This window comes from Pedobacter sp. Leaf176 (assembly GCF_001424305.1).
Lineage (GTDB): Bacteria > Bacteroidota > Bacteroidia > Sphingobacteriales > Sphingobacteriaceae > Pedobacter.
In genome coordinates this window covers 243,891-268,707 of record NZ_LMPD01000001.1, presented here as the reverse complement: position 1 = coordinate 268,707, position 24,817 = coordinate 243,891, and the positions used below count along the sequence as shown (strand labels likewise).

The window sequence follows — 24,817 nt, the reverse complement described above, 5'->3', positions numbered from 1 at the left end:
ACAATTTGTTTAGTAAATATTTATTCGATATAGTTCTTCAATTATTCCCTACTAAATTAAGTAAATGATTATACCTTCCTAAAATTTTACACAAAACGCCATTCATTATAGGCGCAATTTGGATAATAAACGGGTTTTTTCACGCTGTAGCAATAAAAAAGCCCCTTAAAACTTTGTTTTAAGGGGCTTAATTTTACACGTAACTTTATGAGGACTGAATTACATCATGCCGCCCATGCCGCCGCCACCCATTGGTGGGTGAGCTGCTGCACCACCTTCTTCAGGCTCATCTGCTAAAACAACTTCAGTTGTTAACAACATCGCTGCGATTGAAGCTGCATTTTCTAACGCTACACGAGAAACTTTAGTTGGGTCGATAACACCGGCGCCAATCAAGTTTTCGTAAACATCAGTACGGGCATTATAACCGAAATCGGCTGTACCTTCTTTAACTTTTTGAACAACTATAGAACCTTCAATACCTGCGTTTTCACAAATCTGACGTAACGGCTCTTCAATCGCACGGCGAATGATTTGGATACCGGTATTTTCATCTTCGTTTGCACCTTTTAAATCTGCTAAAGCGGCAACTGCACGGATAAAAGCAACACCACCACCGGCAACAATACCTTCTTCTACAGCTGCGCGAGTTGCATGTAAAGCATCATCAACGCGGTCTTTTTTCTCTTTCATCTCAACTTCAGAAGCTGCACCAACGTAAAGAACAGCAACACCGCCAGCTAATTTAGCCAAACGCTCCTGTAACTTTTCTTTATCGTAATCAGAAGTAGTGGTTTCAATTTGAGCTTTAATCTGGCTAACACGAGATTTAATATCTTCTGAGTTACCAGCACCGTTGATTACAGTTGTATTGTCTTTATCAACAACAACTTTCTCAGCAGAACCTAAGTAAGTTAAATCAGCATTCTCTAATTTATAACCCCTTTCTTCTGAAACAACGATACCGCCAGTTAAGATTGCGATGTCTTCTAACATTGCTTTTCTTCTGTCACCAAAACCCGGTGCTTTAACAGCAACAACTTTTAATGAACCACGGATTTTGTTAACCACCAAAGTAGCTAAAGCTTCGCCGTCTAAATCCTCAGCGATGATAACCAATGGTTTACCAGTTTGAACTGTTTTTTCTAAAACCGGCAACAATTCTTTCATATTGCTGATTTTTTTGTCGTAGATTAAAATGTAAGGATTATCTAATTCAGCTTCCATTTTATCTGCATTGGTTACGAAGTATGGAGATAAATAACCCCTGTCGAATTGCATACCTTCCACTGTTTTAACTTCAGTTTCAGTACCTTTTGCTTCTTCAACAGTAATTACGCCATCTTTACCAACTTTACCCATTGCCTCAGCAATAAGGGCACCAATAACTTCATCGTTATTAGCCGAGATAGATGCAACTTGTTTAATTTTGTTATTGTCTTCGCCAACCGTTTGTGATTGCTCTTTTAAGTTAGCAACAACTGCAGCAACAGCTTTATCAATACCACGTTTTAAATCCATTGGATTTGCACCTGCAGCAACGTTTTTAATACCAGTAGTAATAATTGCCTGAGCTAAAACCGTAGCAGTTGTCGTTCCATCACCAGCAATATCAGCTGTTTTAGAAGCTACTTCTTTAACCATTTGAGCACCCATGTTCTCAACCGCATCTTTCAATTCGATTTCTTTTGCAACGGTAACACCATCTTTAGTAATTGCCGGAGAACCGAATTTTTTATCGATGATTACGTTACGGCCTTTCGGACCTAAGGTTACTTTTACTGCATTTGCAAGAATATCAACACCTCTTTTCAGGGCGTCGCGTGCTTCTACGTTATATTTTACTTGTTTTGACATGTTTTAAAAATTTTGAATGATTGTATGATAGAATTTGGCTTTGGTGTATTTTATCATTTATAAATTCACCAATTCTATAATTTGTATTATTTTTTGATTTATGCTGAATTCATTAATTCGAAATTCAGTCATTCAATCATTACTTATCCAACTACCGCGTAGATATCAGTTTCACGCATGATTAAGTAATCTTTACCTTCGTAAGGGAATTCGGTACCACCGTATTTACCATAAATCACAACATCGCCAACTTTTACAGTCGCTTTTTTACCTTCAGAATCTTCTTCAGAAACAGAAACTACAGTTCCTTTAGATGGTTTTTCTTTTGCAGTATCAGGGATATACAAACCCGATGCAGTTTTTTCTTCTGCGGCAGCCGGTTCTACAATTACTCTGTTCGAACTGCCAGCAATTGGTTTAAGGTTTAACGCCATAACTTTTATTATTTTTATTTTGATTTAAGTTTTTTAACTACGCATACAATTAACACTTTTTATGCCAAGAGCGTTTCAGGGACAAATTTGCACCTGTACTGTCAATTTTTTAAACAAAAATAGAATATCAGAAAATTAGAGTGTCAGCTTGGCAGAATTAAAAGGTTTATGAATACAATAAAAACGCAAAAAAGCTCTCCCTTTTGAGGAAAGCTTTTTAAAAAACTTTATTAGCCTAAACTATTTCTTTGTTGTATCTGCAGTTGCAGGTTTTGCAGGAGCAGTACTATTTGCAGCACCGCCGCCAAGTGGAGAAGGTGAAGGCATTTTGTTCAAACGATCCTGAATTTCAGTGTTACCTGTTGCCGCAGCACCGCCGTTAGTTTTAGCAATAGTCGTAATTGACAACGTTAAAACTACAATAACAGCCAATAATACCCAGGAGCCTTTTTCCAAAACATCGCCTGTACGTTGTACACCAAACATATTGCTGGTACCGCCACCAGTTGCTAAACCACCACCTTTAGGGTTTTGTACCAATACAAATAAGCCCAAAGCAACACAGGCAACGATTAATAAAATGATTAAAAGGGTTATCATGATAAAATATATTTTATAATTTCTTTTCTATGGATTGGATAAGGTCGGCAAAGTAACCACTTTTTTCCGGATATTTCAAACTTAATTTTTTATAAGTATCTATGGCTTTGTGGTAAAGCATTTGCTCGATGTAAATTTTGGCTAAAGTTTCCGAAACCAGGTCATAATGGTCTTCTGCGCTTTTCTTCGCTTTATTCTCATTGTCGATTTGTTCTGGCTTAGGCGGTTTTATGGTTGGATCTTCTTTTAAAAACTTTTCGATAATTTCTGCTCCCTTGGCATCTTTTACTTCTGCCGCTGGGTATTCTGCCAAATGATCGGCAACTTCAAAAGGCGTTTGTATGTGAAAAATATGCTCCACATATTGCTGTTGAAATTCTGCCTGTTGTTGAGTAGCTTGTTGCGGTTGTTTCGCCAAGCTAGGTTTTGGCTGGGCGTAAGGCTGAAAAATTTGTTCGTGCTCCTTACGTGTTTTTGCCAGCCACCATAAAAACGTGTATGGGAGTTGATCATCGTCATATTTAGAAACGTGGCTATACCCAGGTTCATCGGGCACAACTGTTTCTATTTGCGGCACGGTTACAACATCTGTGCTGGTTTGCTTTTCGAAAGCAAAAAAATCCGTTTCCGCCACGCTTTCAATGAAATTAGCTTCATCAGATGGCAAATCCATTAAATGACCATCAATGCCTGACAAGTTATCCGGTGTTTCGACATTTACCGGATGTGAAATAACTGGTTTTGAATCGCCTGTAATTTCACCGATCTCATCGAAAATTTCCTGCTCATCAGCCGTGCTTTCTGTATCAATTGCCGCAAATTCAATTTGTAAAGATTGTTCCGGCGGCGCAATCAATTCAACCGCCTCTTCCTCCTCAACATTATCAATCTGAAGTAAATTGTACAAAACTTTTCCATTGCTGTATAAAGCTGCGCCGGGAACAAATGCAGCATCTGCCCTGGCTAAAAGCAAACGAATAGGCTGTGCATAAGGATATTGCACCAACATTTCCTGTAACATCGGGATATGCTCTTGCCTTACCTTTCCTGGTTGATCCAATAAATTTGCAAGTAGCTGTTTGTTATCCATTGCCGAGGTTTGCTGCTAAGATAAATAATGCAGGGCGGTTTTTAAAAAAGTTTAATCTACCATTGAGCAAAAGCCCGGTTAAAAATATCTTCCGTGAGCTGTTTGTTTATTGCTTCGATGGCTTGGGCCTGAAGTCCCTGTATCGAACCACCCACAGGAAAATCAAAATAACGGGTAAAGCTTTCTTCAAAACTTTCCTTTTCATGGCCTTTGATATTGTTGATGTATTTTACAGCAATTGTAATCGTCAATCGGTTGTTCGATGCCGTTGGTGTAGCACTCGATGTTAAAGCAACCGGCCTGATTTCGTATCCCGTAATGTTGCCCTGAAAAATGGCATCGCCATCATTGGGTGTAATACTCAACTTTGTTTGGCTACGGATACGGGATTTCAAAGCCTCTGTAAATTGCTGACTCAACGTAGGAACAACAAGCTGAGCATTGTTTTCAAAAAAACGTACGGTTACCGTTTTCAGCCCTTCAGTAGATGCCCCGCTAAAAGTGTAAGCACATGATGAACTTAGTGTTGCCAGAATGAGAAGGGCATATAACTTAATCTTCATAAACTGATTTATAGACTTAATTCTTTGATCTTTCTGTAGAGCGTACGTTCAGATATACCCAATTCCTGAGCAGCAAATTTACGTTTACCCTTATGTTTTTTTAGCGCCTTTTTTATTAAATCAGATTCCTTATCAACCAGGGATAACGATTCCTCTACTTCTTCAGCATCATGTGCAAAATTATAGTCAGAATTGTTATTGTTATTATTGTTCGGGTTTGCAGTTGGCTGCTGGATGGTAAAACCATGCTCCTGCCCTGCCGGAAGTTCCACATCCCGGTACAGTTGGTTAATGTATTGGGGGTTATCAGCTAAAACTGAGGCCGTATTACCCCCGTGCTGGATAATTTCAGCCACCAGCTTTTTAAGCTCAACCATATCCTTTTTCATATCGAAAAGCACTTTATACAAAATATCCCTTTCTGTAAAATCTTCTTTCGACTGGGCATTGATGGCCATTGGCAAATTATTCCCGGTTTCGTTAGGGATGTAGTTTAGTATCGCTTGTCCGGTAACATTTCTGTCTTTTTCTAAAACACAGATTTGCTCGGCAATATTTTTCAATTGGCGAACATTTCCCGGCCAGCTGTAATTGGTCAAAATCTGTATGGCATCAGGCTCAAGTTGCAAACCCGGACTCCGGTATTTGTCACTAAAGTCGGCAGCAAATTTTCTGAATAACAAATAAATGTCTTCTTTACGCTCATGTAATGCCGGAATGCGTAAAGGAACTGTATTTAACCGGTAATATAAATCTTCACGGAACTTACCGTTTTTTACGCGGTTGTAAACATCTACATTGGTGGCTGCAATAATACGGACATCAGTTTTTTGAACTTTTGATGAACCTACACGTAAATATTCGCCGCTTTCCAGAATTCTCAACAAGCGGGCCTGCGTTCCAAGGGGCAGTTCGGCCACTTCATCTAAGAAAATTGTCCCGCCGTTGGCAACTTCAAAATAGCCTTTACGAGCTTCGTGTGCGCCGGTGAAAGAACCTTTCTCGTGTCCGAATAATTCTGAGTCTATAGTTCCCTCAGGAATGGCACCACAGTTCACGGCAATGAAAGCACCATGTTTACGGGCACTCATTTGATGGATAATTTGTGAGAAAACTTCTTTACCACTTCCACTTTCACCGGTTATTAAAACCGACATATCTGTTGGTGCAACCTGACTTGCAATATCTATGGCACGATTGAGCAGCGGCGAATTGCCAATAATACCGAATCGCTGTTTAATATTTTGTGTATCCATTTATTAGTATCAAGTATTTAGTATCAAGTATCGAGACCGGGTTGTGATATCAAAACTTGAAGTCATAAATTTTTGAATTTAAGCTGAGCTTTTTGTTTGAGCTTTAACCTTTCAGCCTTTTTTTAAACTATCTTTCCAATCAGTGTTGCTGAAGTACATCTTTCAATATAAACATTTGCATACTGACCAGGTTTTACGCCCTCAATCGCAGGAAAAATTGCCATCGCTCCGCTATCGCCTCTGCCGCAATAATCCATATCCGATTTTTTTGATGTCCCTTCAATTAACACGCGAACGGTTTTTCCAACCCATTCCTGTAGACGCATCAAAGAATGCGCCTGTTGCTTGGCCAAAATTTCGGCCAGTCTGCGCTTTTTAACCTCCTCCGGAACATCATCTTCAAGCTTACGGGCCGCTAACGTCCCCGGTCGTTCCGAGTAAGTGAAATTATAGGCAAAATCATACTGCACATAGTCCATCATGCTCAAAGTTTCTTCATGTTCTTCCTCCGTTTCAGTACAGAAACCTGCGATGATATCGGTAGAAATTGCACAACCCGGAATAATTTTTCTAATCGCATCGATGCGGTTAATGTACCATTCGCGGGTGTAAGTCCTGTTCATCAATTCCAAAACACGGGTATTGCCCGACTGAACCGGCAGGTGAATATAATTGCAGATATTATCATACTTTGCGATGGTGTATAAAACCTCATCAGTGATATCTTTCGGGTGTGATGTAGAGAAACGGACTCTTAAATCAGGGCTTACTAAAGCCGTTTTTTCTAAAAGCTGGGCAAAGTTTACGGCCCCCTCTAAATCTCCCCCGGAAGGGGAGACTTGCCCCTCAGATTGGTTAGACAATTCGCTGCCGCCTTCCCTCTGGGAAGGGTTGGGGATGGGCGTCCAGGTGTATGAATCTACATTCTGTCCCAGAAGCGTCACTTCACGGTAACCTGCCTCAAATAATGATTTAGCTTCTTCTATAATTGAATGTGCATCACGGCTACGCTCACGACCGCGGGTAAATGGCACCACACAAAACGAACACATATTGTTACAACCACGGGTGATCGAAATAAAGGCTGTAATGCCATTACTGTTTAAGCGAACCGGACTGATATCAGCATAGGTTTCCTCGCGGGATAAAAGTACATTAACGGCTTTGTGCCCGCTTTCTACCTGCTCAATTAAGTTTGGTAAATCCCGGTAAGCATCCGGACCGACAACCACATCAACTAACTTTTCTTCTTCCAGAAATTTAGACTTTAAACGCTCCGCCATGCAGCCTAATACACCGACAATTAGTTTTGGATTACGGCGTTTTTCAACCCCAAATTGCGATAAGCGATTTCTCACCCTTGTTTCCGCATTTTCGCGAATGGAACAGGTATTAATGAAAATAACATCAGCCTGATGATAATCTCCTGTTGTTTCAAATCCTGTTTCAGAAAGTATAGAAGCCACAATTTCACTATCTGCAAAGTTCATGGCACAGCCATAACTTTCGATGTACAATTTACGGGCATCAGCTTTAATTGGTATGTCTAAAATTAACGCCTCTCCTTGCCTCGCCTCATCATGCGTCTTATCCTGTACTTGTAAATCAATCATTATTTAAAAACTTTTGGGGATTACAAAAATACATAAATAAAATTAAAAGTGACAAATTGACATATTTAGTTTAAATGTTTACAAACCGATTATTTAATTGCTCCATCGGATAGAATAGGCACAAGGCATCAAAAGACTGTTGGTAAAAGCCAGGGGCAATGAAAAGTAGTAATACCGTCTGACTAAACTAATTGGATATAGTTCATTGCCGTTGACTTCAGCGGCGGAACCAGCAAACCTTTCGAGCAACAATCTGTTAGTAAACTATAACTCAAATAAATGACAGCTCAAAACAAAAATAAACTTTGGATATGGATGGCCAGTATCTTGGGCGGACTGATTTTAATTTTGTCTTTTGCTGCCATGTTCATTAGCGCCCGCTGGAAACCAATTCTTACCGAAAAAATAAAGGCTGGCGTTTATGAAGGCTCCCATCATCTTTATAAAATAGAGTTCAAAAGCATTAATTTAAACGTAATAACCGGTAGCCTGGCGCTTCGGGAGGTTAAATTGACGCCGGATACATTGGTTTTTGATAGCTTGAAAATGCAAGGTCTCGCACCTGCACATACTTTTGAAATCAAGCTTAAGAAAATACAGATCACCAGAGTTGGTATCCTAACTGCTTACTTTAAAAAGCGTGTTGATGTAAACGAAATCAGGTTGGATAAACCTTCCATTAATATGATTTTTAATAAGATTCCCAAAGAAAGGGATACTGTAAAACCTGAGAAATCACTCTACGAACAAATTTCAAAAACTTTTAAATCCATTAATGTACATTCAGTAAAAATTGTCGACGCCGATTTTGATTACATTGACAAAAGTGGCCCCAGAAAAACTAAAAACTCCATCAAACACCTCGATATTAGCGTTAAAGATTTTCTTCTAGATTCTCTGTCAGGTCAGGATACATCACGCTTTTACTACACAAAAGACGTTACTTTTCAGCTTGCAGGATACAAATCTTTCACAAAAGATAAAATGTATTCAATGAAGGTGGATACGATTGCAGGATCTGCCGCGTCGAAAAAAATTATGGTGAAAGGCTTAAAGTTAACCCCTCTTTATCCTGAATTAACTTTTGCCAGGAAATTTAAAGTCCAGAAAGACAGGTACGATCTGGCATTTGAAAAAATAGAACTTAATGGCGTTGACTTTATAGGGTTAAATAACGACCAGAAACTCTATGCAAAATCACTTAAAATCGGGCCTGCAAAAGTAGAGGTTTTTATGAGTCGCGAGTCGCCACCACCGCCTGGATTAGACAAAGGCAGAAACTACCCGCACCTGGCTTTAAAAAGATTAAATATGCCAACCACAATTGATGTGGTTAATATAAGTGGTGTTGATTTAAAATATTCGGAATATAATCCGGCGAGCAAGAAAATCGGAACTGTTGATTTTAAATCGCTCAGCGGAACGGTTTTGAACGTAACCAACGATAGCTTACCCCTCACAAAAAACGGCCATGCTACAGCTAATTTCAATACGCTTTTGATGGGGAGTGGCAAGTTAAATGTTAAAATCGATTTCAATTTAACAAACAATAGTGGCGCATTTAATTATAGCGGAAGTTTAGGCAAGTTCGATTTACGAAATCTCAACTCACTATCGAAAAACCTGGGCTCAATCGAAATTGAAAGTGGAAATGTACAGCGTATAAATTTTAAGGCGAATGGGAACTTGCGTTCGGCTTCAGGCTCAATGAATATGCTTTATACAAACCTGAAAGTAAAACTGTTGTCTGATAATATTGATGGCGAAGGCACAAAGAAAAAAGGCCTGCTTTCATTTTTAGCCAATACGATCCTGGTAAAAAATGAAAATCCTAAAAAAGGTGAAGCGCCAAGAACTGCATTTATGACCAATACAAGAATTAATTCTGCTTCATTTTTCAATCTGATGTGGAAAACCATTTTTGTGGGCATTAAAGATATCGTTGGTGTTGGCATTGTGCCAGAAAAGAATCCGGTGAAGCAACAAAAAGTCATCGCAAAAAAAATAAGAGAACAAAACAGAGCAGACAGACGCGAAGCCAGAAAAGCAAAAAGGGAGAAAAACTGATATCACGTTTTTAAAAAATGCGTTTTAAACGTATATTGCTGATGAAAAACCAGTCCTTCTCTTTTAATGCCAGATACAAAAAAAAGACGTTTCAAAATTTTCAAGTGGATTGCGGGTATTTTGCTCATTGCTTTTTTAATGCTTGCAGGCCTTGCCTGGTTTTTGAACATAAAATCACGTCCGCTGCTTACCGCTCAGATTAAAACCCTGCTTTATAAAAGTACCGATAGTTTATATACAATTACTTTTTCAAAAGTCTCCACCAACGTTTTAACCGGAAGTGCGACACTCCAGAATGTTAAAATTACAGCCGACACCAATCGGTATCAGCAATTGGTTGCGCTAAAAAGAGCACCGAATAATCTTTATACAGTAACGTTAAAAAAACTTGTTGTAAAGCATTTCCATCCGATCAACCTTTATCGCGAAAAGAAACTTCAAATCGAAGAGATATTATTTGATAAACCTGAAGTCTACATGGTGAACCGGCAATTGGATTTTAACGAGAACCCTGCACCCCGCCTCATACAGTCACCTTATACTTTTATTTCAAAAAGCCTAAAAGAATTTAGCATAAAGAAAATTCTTTTCAGAGATGCCAGCTTCAATTATGTAAACAAGAACGTCAATAAATTTAATATTTTTTCCATCGATGATTTAAATATAACTTTGGTTGATTTACTCGTAGATTCCACTTCTTTCGAAGATTCCACTCGTTTATACTTGTTGAAAGATGTACTTATAAACCTAAAAAACTACAATTATAAAACACGGGACAGCATGTACAACATCAAGCTTGACCAACTTGATTTCAGAGCTTCAACAGGCCGTTTGAGCGTAAATAAATTTGCGTTGGAACCTTTATATGATGAAATGAAATTCGGTGCAGTTGCAGGTTACGCAAGAGATAGGTTTAACATTTTAATGAACGACATCTCGCTTAACGGAATTAATCTTCCGCTTTACATTTCCAAACAGGAACTGAGGGCAAAAGAGATGGCAATCGCAAACGGTTTTGTAGCAGTTTTCAACAACAATGGTCTACCAAAACAAGAAAAAGAAAGCAGAATAGGAAAATATCCCCATCAACTTCTACAAAAACTTGCTGCTCCAATCCTGGTTGATAAATTACTATTGAAAGATGTCGACGTAAGTTATGCGCTTTACAATAAGGAAAGTGAACAACGGGGTAAGATTTCCTTTGAAAAAACTTCAGGGACAATTAGCAACGTGACAAATATTAATATGGTTAAAGCGACAAAGCCAATAATGGAGGCTAATTTGACATCCTATTTAATGGGCCAGGGGAAGCTGGATGTAGACTTTAAATTCAACTTAACGGCAAACACCGGCGATTTTTCTTACACTGGCGAATTGCAAAATTTCAATGCCAGAGTATTAAATCAAATTACAAAACCACTAGGACTGGTCAGAATAAACCGGGGAAATGTCGACAAGCTGAAATTCGACTTCAAAGCCGATGATTTCGGCTCAAAAGGAACCGTTGATTTTTCTTATTTCGATTTATCGGTTGCCTTAATGAAAAACGACCCGACAAAAGATCACCTGGTTAAACGTGGTCTGATTTCGTTCCTGGCAAATGCGCTCATAATTAACTCTGAAAATCCCGGTCCTGATGGAAATTTTATTTCAGCAAAAATTAACTACGTAAGACCAGAAAATACTTCTTTCTTTAGTATGATTTGGAAAACGCTTTTCCTTGGCGTAAAATATAGTGTAGGCATTACCGAAGAGAAACAGACTGAAATTAGGGAGCATATTGCCAAATTTAAAGCCATGCGTGCAAGTCATAATTTACGAAAGCGACAGCGGCTGGAGCGTCGTCAACGAAAAGAATTGAAGCAGAAAAATGAAAGACGTTAAGGGTAACAATCGTAACGTTTTAATATATTTATACTCTAAACTAAAAATCTAAAATTATGGCAGCAATTATTATTATCGGCGCCTTACTGCTCATCTGTATATTCTTTTATAACTCAATTGTAGGCAAAAAGAACCAGGTTACAAATGCCTTTTCGGCAATAGACGTAATGCTAAAGAAACGCTTCGATTTAATTCCAAACCTGATTGAAGTTGTAAAACAATATACGAATTACGAGCAGGAGACCCTGAGTAAAATTGTAGAATTACGCGCTAAAGCAATGTCAGAAAACATTAGCGATGCTGAAAAAACGTCCATCGACGCTCAATTAGGCAACAGCGTCAAAGGTTTAATGGTTAACGTAGAACATTATCCGGATTTAAAAGCCAACACAAACTTTATAAACTTACAAAGCACCTGGACAGAAAGTGAAGAGCAAATTGCAGCTGCAAGAAGAACATATAATTCTGCCGTTACCGATTACAACAACGAGATTATGATGTTTCCAGGCAGCCTATTTGCAAGTATGTTAAATTTCCAGCCGATAACGGTTTTGGCTACTGCAGAAGAAGAACGTAAAAATATTAGTGCCAAAGAACTTTTTAACAACTAATGTTAAGCGTTGCTGGCAATGGGGCTTTACAAAATGTACTTGTTACATTAGAAACTCAGCGGACAAAAATAGCTGCAACACAAAAGAAAGGCTATCTTTTCATTGCTATCGGAATTATTGTTGCGGTAGCTGGTTTTGCTTCGGGGTTGCCGGTTCCATCGATTATTATAGGATTGATACTTATAATATATGGCGGCTCATTACTGTACAGGATCTCAGATGAATTAAAATCCTATCAGGAAGCATTTAAAGTTCAGGTTATAGGCACCGCTTTAAAATCATTAGACGATAGCCTTGTTATTGAGCCTTATAAAGGAATTTTAGTAAACGAATTTGAAGCGACACAAATTTTTTCTGAAACGCCAGATCGCTATAAAACCGAGGATTTGGTACAAGGAAAAGCGGACAAAACGGCTTTTTATTTTGCTGAAGTTCATGCAGAATATAAAACCGAAGTACAAACAAAAAATGGCACCCAAACCGAGTGGCACGATATCTTCAGAGGCATAATTTTCTGCGCAGATTTTAATAAAAATTTTAATGGTGCAACCATCGTTAAGCCAAAGGATCTTTTTGGCGCCATGGGCGCATGGTTCTCTAAAAATTTGTTTTCATTTGGCAATAATGAAATAATTGCCCTCGAAAACGCCGAGTTCAACAGAACCTTTATAACGCATGCTACGGATCAGGTTGAAGCCCGGTATATTCTTACGCCGGCGATGATGGAAAGAATTTTAACGTTAAATAGCAACTCAAAAGAAACCGTTTCTCTCTCGTTTGTTAACAGTAAGATGTACATTGCGTTTCCGCTGTGCAGAAACTATTTTGAGGCCCCTGTTTTTAAAACTTTGCTTAATCCCGAAATATTAAATCAAGACATAACGGTGATCAAATTTATGTATGATATTGTGCGGGAACTTGATTTGAACACCAGGATATGGGGAAGGAATTAATTAGATGTATTTTTTGACAATTTCTTCAAGAGAAGCAATATCAAATGGCTTAGATAAATAGCTATCAGCGCCAGCCTCATCTGCCAAGGCTGAAATATCATTATTTGCAGAAAAATAAATCACAGGAATGTGTTTTAAATCAGGATGGCTTTTTATAGCCCTTGTAGCCTGAATCCCGCCTAAATCCGGCAACCAATTATCCATAAAGATAATATCCGGCATATAAGCCGCAACCTGATTTTCGATATCGTTCGCGCTTTCAGAAGTTTTAATTTCATATCCTGCATCCTCAAGAATGAAAGTGCATAAATCTAAAATGTCCCTGTTATCATCAAAAACAAATATTTTTTTTGTTTCCCCCATAATTGTCAGTTTTAAGACGTTTTATAGCTATATAATTTATTTATAAATTCTGCCATCTCATTGGCGTTTAAAATAATTCCCCCTTCAATTTCATTCGCCGCCTGCTGAGGCATATATGGCATTACCGCCGTTTTCGGATTCTGTATAACTACCAGGCCACCTGAACTTTTAACTGTCTTTAATCCAGCAACACCATCAGCATTCGAACCTGAGAGCAAAATACAAACCAGCTTATCTTTAAAGACCTCTGCGGCAGAATGGAAAGTAACATCAATAGACGGACGCGAATAATTAACTTTCTCAGAATAATCTAACGAAAAAGTTTCATTTTCTTCAATTAAAAGATGATAATCTGCCGGTGCTATATATACGTTTCCAGGCTGAATCTTGTCTTTTTCTTCCGCTTCGTTGACTTTCAATTTGGTTCTGCTTCTCAATAAATCACTTAAAAGCGCGTCGTTCCCTGATTTTCTGTGTGTTACTAATATAATTGGAAAATCAATTTCATCGCTTAATAAAGGAAAAATTTCCAATAACACATCTAAACTTCCAGCTGAACCACCAATAATTAGAGCTTTGCATTTGCTTGGCATTATAGTTTCCTCCATATCTTCTCCGTTTTTAGACGCCTATATTCTTTAGCTCTAGACCAAAAATCTAAACTTTCTTTGCTTCCCAAGGCTAAATAACCTAATTTCTCCAAACTATTATCGAACAGTTGAAAAACCTTGTGCTGTAAATCTTTATCGAAATAAATTAAAACATTTCGACATAAAATAAGCTGAAACTCATTAAAAGAATGATCGGATACAAGATTGTGGGTAGAAAAAATCATTTTACTATTTAATGTTTCATCAAACTTTGCCAACGAGTAATTTGCTGTATAGTACGATGAAAAATCTTTGGCCCCACCCGATTGAACATAATTTTCAGAGTAACCCTTTAAATAGTTTAATGGAAATATTCCTTTTTTAGCCTTTTCTAACACAGAAGGATTGATGTCAGTTGCATAAATAAGTGATTTTTGCAATAAATTAAGTTCTTTTAAAACTATTGCAAGAGAATAGGCCTCTTCTCCTGTCGAACAACCAGCCACCCAGATTCTAATAAATGGATAAGTACCCAGAACGGGCAAAACATCATTTCTAAGCGCTTTATAGAAATTTGGATCACGAAACATCTCGGTCACATTAACCGTAATTTCTTCTAAAAACCGTTTAAAATATTGCTTATCAGTTTTTACTGTGTATCTGAATTCCGCAAAACTTACGAAATTGTCGAGTGCGTATAAACGAATGATTCTTCTCTTAATTGATGCGTGGGAATATTCAAGAAAATCGTAACCATGAGTTTCTAAAACATCACTAAGCAGCATCTCTATTTGTTCATTATCTATCGCTTCGCTAATCACCTTATTTTGTAACTTCGTTTATTTGTATTATCAGTTCATCAACATTAATTGGCTTGGAAACATATCCCGATGCACCAGCACTTAAGCAGCGTTCTTTATCGCCAACCATTGCTTGCGCCGTAACCGCCAAAACAGGGATGTCACGCATTTTTTCTGATTTTTTCATGGCTACTATTGCCTGATATCCATCCATATCGGGCATCATCATATCCATTAAAACTACCGAAACCTTCTCGTTCTCTGCAATAATATCAAAGCCTTCCTGCGCACTGGGCGCCGACAATGTTCCAAATCCTTTGGCTCTTAGAACAGCTTTGAGTGCGAAAATGTTTCGATTGTCATCGTCAATAATTAGAATTAACTTTCTAGGCATAATTAATTAAAGGAGTTAAGATTTATGGTGGTTTTCGTATAGCCAGACACGTAGCAATGAAACCAGCTGGTCCATATCGACAGGCTTACTAATGTAATCTGAAGCCCCTGCAGCAATGCATTTCTCCCGATCGCCCATCATTGCTTTCGCCGTAACCGCTAAAATTGGTAGATTCCGGTATTTAAAATTTTGCCTGATGGCTGTTGTTGTTTCATAACCGTCCAGTTCAGGCATCATCATATCCATCAGAACAACGTCGACTGAAGGATTTTCATCGAGCAACTTTAACGCTTCTTTACCATCAGTAGCTGCAATAACTTTCATTTGATGTTGTTCTAACATCTTCGTCAGAGAAAAAATATTTCTCACATCGTCATCGGCAACCAAAACGGTTTTGCCTTTTAAAACATCCTGAAGTTCAGAAAATTTCTGTGGTGTTTTTATCTTGCCTTTGCTCTTTTCCTCTACCAGGTGAAGAAACAGCCCTGCTTCGTCTAGAATGCGTTGATAAGAATGAGCTGTTTTTACAACAATAGAGTCTGCGTATTGCTTAATTCTGTTTTCTTCCCCTTTAGATAAATTTTTACCTGTAAAAATTATTATCGGTAAGTTCTCTAAACCTGGAGTTTTTTTAACAACTTCCAAAGTTTCGTAAGCATGTTTATCAGGAATGCCCATATCCAAAATCACGCAGTTTATATCTGGCTTATGCAAAGCAGAAACGCTTTCGCCAACCTGATTTACGATTTCAGTTTGGATATTAAAGTTGCTTAAAAAATAACTCAACGCCTTTGCATGTTGTTCGTTTTCTTCTACAATTAATACCTTTTTTGGATGGCGGCTCAAAGCATGCTCTAGTTTCTGAAAAATCTCTTGCATGTGTTCGAAAGCGAAAGGTTTGTTTATGAAATCTACCGCACCCTTTAGCAAACTTTCTTTTTTAACCTGCAACGAAGACATAATATGGACCGGAATCGGACGGGTGTTTGGATCTGATTTTAGTTCTTCCATAACCTGCCAGCCATCTTTTACCGGCAATTGGATATCAAGCAGAATAGCCAATGGATTATAGGCCTTAGCCATTTCAATACCGACATCACCACGAACAGCAACTAAACCTTTATAATCGCGTTTACGCGTAAAGTCTAGTAGCGTTTTTGCAAATGGCGTATCGTCCTCAACAATTAAAATTACTTTATCGCCAGGACCAATGTTATTTCTATCATCGTCTATTTCCTGCGGAATGTTTGTAACTGTTAAATGGCTTACCTTAGTGAAGGGTTCAACAACACGTGCAGGTGCCGTAACTGTTTTTTCCAATGGGTCTTTCATTTCTTCAAGACCTTTATTCTTATCCATCGGAAGCGTCAGTGTAAAAATACTGCCTTCGTTTTCTTTACTTTCTAAATCAATAAAGCCACCTAAAAGCTTCGCTAACTCGCGACTTATAGAAAGACCTAACCCTGTACCTCCGAATTTACGTCTGGTAGAACCATCCGCTTGTTGAAAAGCTTCAAACACCAGACCCTGTTTCTCAGGTGCTATTCCAACACCCGTATCGCTTACTTTGAATACGATCGCATTTAGTTTATCATTTTTCTGAATGTTAAGGGTAACCGAACCTTCCGATGTAAATTTAATGGCATTTGATAAAAGATTTTTCAGGATCTGTTCCAAACGCATTTTATCGGTATGGAAAAACTCAGGAACTTCATTGTCTTTGCTTACAACTAATTCTAAAGCTTTCTCTTTAGCCAAAGGGTTAAACAGGGAGCGCATGTTAACAACAACATCATCAATTTTGATGTTTGCTCTGTCAAGCTCCATCTTACCCGCTTCGATTTTCGATAAATCCAGAATTTCGTCAATTAAACTAAGTAAACCTTGCCCTGAGCTTTGAATTACCTCTGCATATTCCTGATGCTCACGGTCCATTTCTTCATTTTCGGCCATCAATCTGGACAATAATAATATGGAATTTAATGGCGTACGCAATTCGTGCGACATGTTTGCTAAGAATTCTGATTTATATCTTGTGCTTAACTCCAAAGCTTCCGCCTTTTGTTGAATCTCAATATTTCGCTCTTCAATAAGTTCATTTTTCTCCTCAAGCAGACTGCTTCTTTCTTCCAGCTCCTGGTTGCTTTGTAGCAATTCTTCTTGTTGTACACGCAATTCTTCTTCTGATGCCTGTAGCTTTTGCGCCTGTGCCTCCAGTTCCGCATTCATCCCCTCAAGTTCATTATGCTGTACTTGCAATTCTTCTGACTGCGCTTGTGTTTCTTCTAAAAGTTGCTGTAATTTTAGTCTGTTTTGGGCACCTAACAACGCCGTGCCAACGTCAGAAAGAACTAAATTTAAAAAGTGCAACTGCAAATCACCAAAGTTGTGCATGCTACCCAGCTCTAATGCGCCGATGGTAACGCTATCTCTTATAATTGGCAACACCAACAATTGAGAAGGCTTAATGTTGCCAGTTGCAAAGCTAATCGTTAATTCACCCTGAGGAACTTCTTCTAATAAAACCCGTTTTCCTGATTTTACAACCTGGCCGATTAAGCCTTCCCCCACTTGCAATACTGGCGCTAAGTTTTGGCCTTGTAAAGCATATTGACCTTTTAGGTGCAACAACCCATCTTCTTTAAACAGATAAATTGCGCCAATCTGGCTTTTTGTATAAGTAGTTAAAAATTCAATAATATCATCAGCAAGGTGAAAAACATCTTTTTCGCCTACCATTTTAACATTCAGTCCTGCTACCCCTGTCTGCAGCCATTCATTCTCCGCCAGCGCATCGAAAGATTTTTTCAGTGCTTTAGCCATCGTATTCAGTGAGCCGGAAAGCTCGCCTATATCATCCTGCGACTGGCCATCTATTTCAACGCCATAATTACCAATGGAAATTTGATGGGCAATTTCCTTAATGGCAACAATACGTTTTTCCATTTCATACTTCTTGTCCTCAATTTCTTCCTGTAGTTTAACACGTTCATCAAAATCAATTGATACTTTCCTGTAAAAAAATAAGGTGATTAATATTGCCAGTACCGCTGCAATTAAAATCAATACCGGTGTATAAGAAGTGAGTTTGTTTAATTCTTCAGTTCTGCGCTCCAGTATACGTCTTTCTTCCTTCACCATTCTGTTAACCGTGCTCCTGGCCTGGTCCATATAGGTTTTACCCTGAAATAAAACCGTTGGGTCGACCTGACCACCTAAAGATTTTATCTCGATTGTAGATTTGATTATGTCTAACCTACGTACCAATATGTCCCTTAATTCCGCGATATTTTTTTGCTGTAAAGGATTGTCTTTTGTACTTAAAGCAATTCTGTTTAGTGACGCTAATGCTGTATCAGCAGCGCCGTTATAAGGCGTTAAAAAAATTTTATTACCGGTTAGAAGATAGCCACGTTGACCCGTTTCGGCGTCTTTTAAAGTAGAAATAATTCCTTCAACGTTCAAAATTACTTCATCACTATGCTTAACCAATTCAGTGCTCTTTATTAAGTTGCTAATACTTATATAAGAAGCCAAGGAACTGATAAAAAGAATAATAAGCGATAAGCCGAGGCCCAAACGTAAATTATTTTTAAGAGTTGTTTTCATTAAAATATTGTAGTTGGTATTGAATGTTTGGATGATTTTTAATTAATGGTTCCGTGTAGTTCATCCTGAGGCTTCGATTTTGTTTCGTCATGAATTGGAATAATAAAATAAAATTCAGAACCTTCATCGGGAACGCTGTTTACGCCAATCTTACCGCCGTGACGGTTTATGATTTCAGAACAGATGTACAATCCTATTCCCAAGCCATTAAAGCGATTGCTGTTTTCTTCTATGCGGTAAAATTTGTCAAATATTTTATGCTGCTGTTCTTTTGAAATTCCGATACCAAAATCCTTTACCGCGAGGTAAAGTTTATCATCTTTAAGATTTATCGTAACATTAACCTGATTTGTACCGGGAGCATATTTTATGGCATTACTTATGAAATTAATCACAACCTGTTCAAGTCGCATTTCATCTCCATAAATCATTTCATGAATTTTGCCAAGTTTATTTATTGTAAAACCAGGATTGGATTGCTGCATCATTTCTATGGCATTATTTACCATAGTATCTGCACAAAAAACCTTCATATTAAACTTAAGTTTTCCGCTTTCAATTTTTGATATATCAAGCAAATCGACAATAAGTTCATTAAGTTTTTCGAGCTGAATACTGGCTTTATCTAGGTGATTTTGCGCGAGCGCCTTATCATCTTTATTGAGGCTCCTCTGTAATAGTTGAATATAGCCCTTAACGCTGGTTAATGGCGTTTTTAATTCGTGGCTCGCAATACTAATAAACTCATCTTTCTTATGCTCCGCTTGTTTTCGGAATTCAATCTCTTCCAGTAGTTTTTCCTGAATTTCGTTGAGTTTCCTATTTTGCTCATAAATCCTGTAAAATGTTTTAATTTTAAGCAGAAGTATATTGATATCGACGGGTTTTGTGATATAATCCAAACCACCACTTTCATAGCCTTTTGTGATGAATCTTAACTCTGTATTTACTGCTGACAAGAATATAATTGCGGTATCTTTTGCTTTACTAAATCCGGATACTGCCTCTGCGACTTCAAATCCATCCATATCCGGCATTTGAACATCGAGAATAATTAATACATAATTATTTTTTAGTACTTTTTTTAACGCTTCCTCTCCTGAAGGCGCCGTGTCAACCTCAAAATTGTGAGCCTGCAGTACTTTCTGAAGGGATATCAGGTTTTCAGGCCGGTCATCAACAATAAGAATCATCTTTTATAAAAACATTAGGGGAGCTGAATAGTTGATAGTTCATTTTGATTGAAGGCGGAATCCATAAATGTATACAAACACCTGCGCATTGAAAATGTTTTATAAAATTACAAATCTGCTGAATTAAATGTATCACCCTGTTTAATGTCTCCTGTTTCGAAACCTTTTTTAAACCAGTACATACGTTGCTGTGATGTTCCATGGGTGAATGAGTCCGGGGTTACTTCTCCCGTGGCTTGCTTCTGTAACTTATCATCGCCAATAGCGTTTGCCGCAGTCAACGCTTCTTCAATGTCGCCTTCTTCTAATTTAAAATCTTTTAAGTTCTGTGCATTATGGGCCCACAAACCGGCAAAAAAATCAGCTTGTAACTCTAATTTAACCGATAAACGATTATATTCTTTTTCACTTACGCGACCACGGGCTTCCTGGAGCTTATCCGAAATACCCAAAAGATTCTGAACATGATGACCAACTTCATGGGCAATGACATAGGCCTGAGCGAAGTCTCCTGCTGCACCGAAACGATTTTTCAATTCATCATAAAAAGTCAGGTCAATATAAACTTTATGGTCGCCCGGGCAATAAAAAGGACCTACAGCAGCACTTGCGCTTCCGCATGCAGTCTGAACTGATGCATCAAACATCCTCAATTTCGGGTGTTCATAGGCTTTGCCCATAGCTTCGAATTCCTTATCCCAAACTTGTTCAGTTGATTCCAATACGCCTGAAATAAATTGTGCCTGTGAATCGTTTGCCGGAACACCCTGTTTAACTTCGGCGGCCTCACCTTGAGGTAACTGACTAACAACACCTGTTAGATCTTTACCAAAAATTAAACCTAAAACAACAATAATTATACCGATACCACCGCCCAAGGCAGTTTTTCCACCTCCGCCACCTCTTCCATCTTCCACATTATTACTTCCTTTACCAAACCACTGCATAACTTATATTTAATTTCTTGTTAAACCCAAATTGTTTGAAATTGTTATACTAAAGTATAAAATAATTTGTTGATTAATTATACCGATATTCTTTTAAAGAATATAGAAAAGGCCTGAAAGTTAAAATTTCAGGCCTTGCTTTTAAACATTTTATTTTAGTTGTTAAAAATAGTTATGGCTTTCGCGATTCTTGATCGTGTTTCTTCCACTCCAAGTAAAATTGCAATATCGAAAACACCAGGGCCGAACTTACCACCCACCAACATAATCCTGAAAGGCAGCATTAACTCACCAGGCTTAAATCCTTTTTCTTGTGCCAGTGCTTTAAATGCTGCTTCCTCATCCACAGCATTACTCAATTTTATATTTTCTGCGTAGGCTTCAAAAAAGGCCGCTTTTTCCGCTGACCACTTTGGTTTAACAGAAGCTGAATCATATTCGGAAGGTGCGGCAAAAAAATAACTGCTTTGCGCAACAAAATCTGGCATGAGGGTACACCTGTCTTTTATCAAATCGATAATCTTATTTAGAAACGAACCATTATTAACTTCTATCCCGGCTTTTGTGAGTTCTGTTAGAACGCCTGCGACCAGGTGCGTTGCGCTTTGCGATTTAATCCATTCATGATTGTACCATTTCGCTTTCTCAAAGTCGAATTTCGCACCGGCTTTACTGATTCTTTCTACAGAAAATTTATCTTCCAGTTCAGCAAGAGTAAAAATTTCCTTATCCGTTCCATCGTTCCACCCTAAAAGTGCGAGCATGTTTACGAATGCCTCCGGCATGAAGCCCATTTCTTTAAACCCTTTAGTAACATCACCCGTTTTTGGGTCGGTCCAGTTCATTGCGTAAACCGGAAAACCTAAACGGTCGCCATCTCGTTTACTTAACTTTCCATGTCCATCTGGCTTTAAAATTAATGGCAAATGCGCCCATTTAGGCATGTCTGCTTCCCAGCCCAAGTATTTCCATAGCAAGATATGAATCGGCGCTGACGGAAGCCATTCTTCGCCACGAAACGCGTGCGAAATTTCCATTGCTCTATCATCTACGACAACAGCTAAATGATAGGTTGGCATTCCATCTGCCTTCAATAAAACTTTATCATCAACAATAGAAGTTTCAAAGCTTACATCACCACGGATCAAATCATTAAAATGAACAATTTCATCTTCGGGAACTTTAATCCGGATAACATGCGGCGTATTTATCGCCAGGAGTTCTTCAACCTCGCTAACGGTTAAAGTTAAAGAATTACGCATTTCCATACGTGTTGACTGTCCGTATTGAAAATTCGGAATTACCTTTCGTTTCTCGTCTAAATCTTCCGGTGTATCGAAAGCGTAGTAGGCATAACCATCGCTAATTAGCTGCTCTGCAAATTTTCTATAACTTAGTTTGCGCTCACTTTGACGGTAAGGTCCGTAAGCACCTGGTTTATCCGGACTTTCATCCGGCGTTATGCCACACCAGTCCAAACATTTTACAATATATTCTTCTGCGCCTTCTACAAAGCGGTTCTGGTCGGTATCCTCCACACGCAGAACAAAAGTTCCATTGTGTTTTCTGGCAAATAAATAATTAAACAAGGCTGTGCGAACACCGCCTAAATGCAAACCTCCGGTTGGGCTTGGTGCAAATCGAACTCTAACTTTCTTATCCATAATTAAGCAAAGAGCATGGGGTTAATTGCAAAGAGTCAAGATATAATCTATGCTCCAAGCGCTATACACTATGCTCGGTACAAAGATATGTTTTTCATTCATTTATCCATTTTGATATATGGTTAAGCGCTTATGATTGTGAATTATTGTCTCTAGTTTTTGAAAAAGCATAATGGTTTTATGTTTTTTCCGTTTTGTTGTTGTAATTTGGCTACCAAAGCATGAATCCGTACCAAAAAAAACGCCGCTGGAAATTTTTCCTTCTTATTTTCGCGATATTAATCGGCATTGCATCCGTATTTTATACTGATTCTTTTGTAAAAAAAATGGAGCGGGAAGAAGCAAATCAATTTCAACTTTGGGTGAAAGTACAGGAGCGTTCCATGCTGTTAATGGATAACGATTTATTGGTTGGCTTGGTCGAAAGCATCAGGCAAAACACCAAAACACCTGTAATATTAACAAATAATGAAGGATTAATTGTGTCTACATCCGGTCTGGATAGTACAAAGACAATATGGCCGGATAATGGAAAGTTAGTTTACGACAGCTTGTATTTTGTTAAGCAGCTTTCAACTATGAAAATTCAGCACAAGCCGGCAACGATGAATGTTTTTGGCGCAGAGTATAAAGCCTACTACAAAGATTCATTTGTGCTTACTCAATTACGTTATTTTCCATATATCCAGATGGGCGTTATCTTTTTGTTTTTACTAACCGCTTATGCCGCTTTTAGTTCAGCAAGAAGAGATGAACAAGATCACGTTTGGGTAGGTTTGGCCAAAGAGACCGCACATCAGTTAGGCACACCTATATCTTCACTGATGGCATGGGTAGAGCTAATGAAATCAAAATTCGATGCTGAAGACGACCCATTGATTGCAGAGATGGAAAATGACATTAAACGATTGGAAATTATTACAGATCGTTTCTCAAAAATAGGTTCAAAACCCATACTTGAAGATCATGTAGTTTACCTGGTTATTAGTAATTTCATTGAGTACTTTAAGGTTAGAACATCTGACAAGGTTAAATTTACCATCACAGGTGATGAACAGGTAAGGGCAATGTTAAATGTTCCTTTATTCGACTGGGTTACAGAAAACTTACTCAAAAACGCGGCAAATGCAATAGAAAATGAAGGCTCAATTTCTGTAAATATAATCGAAAACCTGGCCAAAGAACAAGTATTTATTGATGTTACCGACAGCGGAAAGGGTATTCCGAGATCAAAATTTGACGCTGTTTTTCAACCCGGTTATACCACGCGGAAACGTGGATGGGGCCTGGGTTTATCACTAACAAAGCGTATCGTGGAGAATTACCATAGCGGCGAAATCTTTGTTAAAGACTCAGAAATAGGTAAAGGAACTACTTTTAGAATAATCTTAAAAAGCAGCTTGAAATATGAACCGACCACGGCCTGACGACTATCCAACCTGGGGAGCAACTTACATTAGCAAAGTTGACGGTGATATCATTGAAATCCTTGAAGAACAGGTTTTCAGCATTCCAGTATTATTTGAATCAAATAAGGAAAAAGAAAATTTTGCTTATGCAGAGGGCAAATGGACTTTAAAAGAGGTGCTTGGTCATATCATCGATTGTGAGCGCATTTTTGCTTACCGAATGACCTGCTTCGCAAGAAATGAGCAGCAACATTTACCTGGTTTCGAAGAGGATGATTATGTATCCAATGCCCGTTTTACTGAGAGAAATTACGAAGATATGATTGAAGAATTTGCCGCTTTGCGGAAAGCCAATCTTTATTTCTTTAAAAGCCTCAATGAATCTGAATTGGATAGAAAAGGTGTTGCTTCAGGTAGAGAAATAACAGTTAAATCCATTCTGTTTATCGTTGCTGGCCATATAATTCACCATGCTGGTGTACTTAAAGAACGTTATCATGTGGTATAAAAATTTTACAATTGATGATTTAAACAGTCGTCCGAAAAACCATATTGGCGGTTTGCTTGATATAAAATTTACGGAAATTGGCGAGGATTTTATCGTTGGAACCATGCCAGTTGATGAGCGTACACACCAACCTGCCGGAATACTCCATGGCGGAGCTTCGGTAGTTTTAGCCGAAACTTTAGGTAGTATCGCATCCTACATGTGTATCGATCCTGAAAAATATGTCGCTGTTGGATTGGAAGTTAATGCTAATCACTTGCGGCCGGTTAAACATGGATTAGTTAAAGGAATTTGTAAGCCTTTGCATCTGGGTGCTAAAACGCAGGTCTGGGAAATAAAAATTTATGATGAACGTGGCAAAATGAATTGTATTAGTCGCTTAACTGTTGCCATCATTAATAAACCACAATAA

The 24,817-nt window shown here is 38.3% G+C and carries 22 protein-coding genes; 7 read left to right on the top strand and 15 right to left on the bottom strand.

Going from position 1 to position 24,817, the window contains the following annotated elements; genetic code table 11:
- Window positions 1-219 precede the first annotated feature (219 nt).
- The 7 genes from groL to ASF92_RS01175 all read right to left on the bottom strand — a co-directional run bounded on the left by groL (window position 220) and on the right by ASF92_RS01175 (window position 7,413).
- Window positions 220-1,857, bottom strand: a complete 1,638-nt coding sequence (gene groL / locus ASF92_RS01205) for a chaperonin GroEL (RefSeq protein WP_056086649.1) — start codon at window positions 1,855-1,857, stop codon at window positions 220-222.
- Between the two features lie 143 nt (window positions 1,858-2,000).
- Window positions 2,001-2,291: a co-chaperone GroES gene (gene groES, locus ASF92_RS01200; protein ID WP_056086646.1), complete on the bottom strand. Its 291-nt coding sequence runs from the start codon at window positions 2,289-2,291 to the stop codon at window positions 2,001-2,003.
- A gap of 240 nt (window positions 2,292-2,531) precedes the next feature.
- Window positions 2,532-2,891, bottom strand: a complete 360-nt coding sequence (gene secG / locus ASF92_RS01195) for a preprotein translocase subunit SecG (protein WP_056086643.1) — start codon at window positions 2,889-2,891, stop codon at window positions 2,532-2,534.
- 13 nt (window positions 2,892-2,904) lie between these two features.
- Window positions 2,905-3,981, bottom strand: coding sequence for a hypothetical protein (locus tag ASF92_RS01190; RefSeq protein WP_056086640.1), 1,077 nt, complete (start codon window positions 3,979-3,981; stop codon window positions 2,905-2,907).
- A gap of 56 nt (window positions 3,982-4,037) precedes the next feature.
- Window positions 4,038-4,544 (bottom strand): LptE family protein, encoded by a 507-nt coding sequence (locus ASF92_RS01185; protein ID WP_056086637.1) that lies wholly within the window; start codon window positions 4,542-4,544, stop codon window positions 4,038-4,040.
- An 8-nt stretch (window positions 4,545-4,552) separates the two neighbouring features.
- Window positions 4,553-5,800: a sigma 54-interacting transcriptional regulator gene (locus ASF92_RS01180; RefSeq protein WP_056086634.1), complete on the bottom strand. Its 1,248-nt coding sequence runs from the start codon at window positions 5,798-5,800 to the stop codon at window positions 4,553-4,555.
- A 122-nt stretch (window positions 5,801-5,922) separates the two neighbouring features.
- The gene (locus ASF92_RS01175; protein ID WP_056086632.1) at window positions 5,923-7,413 is read right to left on the bottom strand and encodes a MiaB/RimO family radical SAM methylthiotransferase; all 1,491 of its coding nucleotides are present in this window, start codon (window positions 7,411-7,413) and stop codon (window positions 5,923-5,925) included.
- Between the two features lie 279 nt (window positions 7,414-7,692).
- Between ASF92_RS01175 and ASF92_RS01170 the strand changes: the two genes are divergently transcribed.
- From ASF92_RS01170 to ASF92_RS01155, 4 genes are all read left to right on the top strand, one after another.
- Window positions 7,693-9,480 (top strand): hypothetical protein, encoded by a 1,788-nt coding sequence (locus ASF92_RS01170; protein WP_056086628.1) that lies wholly within the window; start codon window positions 7,693-7,695, stop codon window positions 9,478-9,480.
- A 66-nt stretch (window positions 9,481-9,546) separates the two neighbouring features.
- Window positions 9,547-11,364, top strand: a complete 1,818-nt coding sequence (locus tag ASF92_RS01165) for a hypothetical protein (RefSeq protein WP_056086626.1) — start codon at window positions 9,547-9,549, stop codon at window positions 11,362-11,364.
- A 56-nt stretch (window positions 11,365-11,420) separates the two neighbouring features.
- A complete protein-coding gene (locus ASF92_RS01160; protein WP_056086623.1) occupies window positions 11,421-11,975 on the top strand; it encodes a LemA family protein in 555 nt (184 codons plus the stop codon).
- The gene (locus tag ASF92_RS01155; protein WP_056086620.1) at window positions 11,975-12,928 is read left to right on the top strand and encodes a DUF3137 domain-containing protein; all 954 of its coding nucleotides are present in this window, start codon (window positions 11,975-11,977) and stop codon (window positions 12,926-12,928) included. Before ASF92_RS01160 ends, ASF92_RS01155 begins: the two co-directional genes overlap by 1 nt.
- Here ASF92_RS01155 and ASF92_RS01150 read toward each other — a convergent pair whose 3' ends face one another.
- From ASF92_RS01150 to gltX, 8 genes are all read right to left on the bottom strand, one after another.
- Window positions 12,929-13,291, bottom strand: a complete 363-nt coding sequence (locus tag ASF92_RS01150) for a response regulator (RefSeq protein ID WP_056086617.1) — start codon at window positions 13,289-13,291, stop codon at window positions 12,929-12,931.
- An 11-nt stretch (window positions 13,292-13,302) separates the two neighbouring features.
- A complete protein-coding gene (locus ASF92_RS01145) occupies window positions 13,303-13,899 on the bottom strand; it encodes a chemotaxis protein CheB (protein ID WP_056086614.1) in 597 nt (198 codons plus the stop codon).
- Window positions 13,884-14,666 (bottom strand): protein-glutamate O-methyltransferase CheR, encoded by a 783-nt coding sequence (locus ASF92_RS01140; protein ID WP_056086611.1) that lies wholly within the window; start codon window positions 14,664-14,666, stop codon window positions 13,884-13,886. Before ASF92_RS01140 ends, ASF92_RS01145 begins: the two co-directional genes overlap by 16 nt.
- 37 nt (window positions 14,667-14,703) lie before the next feature.
- Window positions 14,704-15,075, bottom strand: coding sequence for a response regulator (locus tag ASF92_RS01135; RefSeq protein WP_056086608.1), 372 nt, complete (start codon window positions 15,073-15,075; stop codon window positions 14,704-14,706).
- A gap of 15 nt (window positions 15,076-15,090) precedes the next feature.
- Window positions 15,091-18,684, bottom strand: a complete 3,594-nt coding sequence (locus tag ASF92_RS01130; protein WP_056086605.1) for a response regulator — start codon at window positions 18,682-18,684, stop codon at window positions 15,091-15,093.
- 38 nt (window positions 18,685-18,722) lie between these two features.
- Window positions 18,723-19,877 (bottom strand): cell wall metabolism sensor histidine kinase WalK, encoded by a 1,155-nt coding sequence (locus tag ASF92_RS01125; protein ID WP_056086602.1) that lies wholly within the window; start codon window positions 19,875-19,877, stop codon window positions 18,723-18,725.
- Window positions 19,878-19,984: 107 nt separating this feature from the next.
- Entirely contained in the window at window positions 19,985-20,824 is an 840-nt protein-coding gene (locus ASF92_RS01120; protein ID WP_056086599.1) for a neutral zinc metallopeptidase, read from the bottom strand.
- 155 nt (window positions 20,825-20,979) lie between these two features.
- The gene (gltX, locus tag ASF92_RS01115; protein ID WP_056086595.1) at window positions 20,980-22,488 is read right to left on the bottom strand and encodes a glutamate--tRNA ligase; all 1,509 of its coding nucleotides are present in this window, start codon (window positions 22,486-22,488) and stop codon (window positions 20,980-20,982) included.
- 221 nt (window positions 22,489-22,709) lie between these two features.
- On the opposite strand from gltX, the gene ASF92_RS01110 reads away from it, so the two are divergent.
- From ASF92_RS01110 to ASF92_RS01100, 3 genes are read left to right on the top strand one after another with little or no spacing between them, the layout of a single operon-like run.
- On the top strand, window positions 22,710-23,915 hold the full coding sequence (locus tag ASF92_RS01110; RefSeq protein ID WP_056086593.1) for a HAMP domain-containing sensor histidine kinase: 1,206 nt from the start codon (window positions 22,710-22,712) through the stop codon (window positions 23,913-23,915).
- Entirely contained in the window at window positions 23,896-24,405 is a 510-nt protein-coding gene (locus tag ASF92_RS01105) for a DinB family protein (RefSeq protein ID WP_056086591.1), read from the top strand. The genes ASF92_RS01110 and ASF92_RS01105 overlap by 20 nt, the downstream gene beginning before the upstream one ends.
- A complete protein-coding gene (locus ASF92_RS01100) occupies window positions 24,395-24,817 on the top strand; it encodes a hotdog fold thioesterase (RefSeq protein ID WP_082489416.1) in 423 nt (140 codons plus the stop codon). Before ASF92_RS01105 ends, ASF92_RS01100 begins: the two co-directional genes overlap by 11 nt.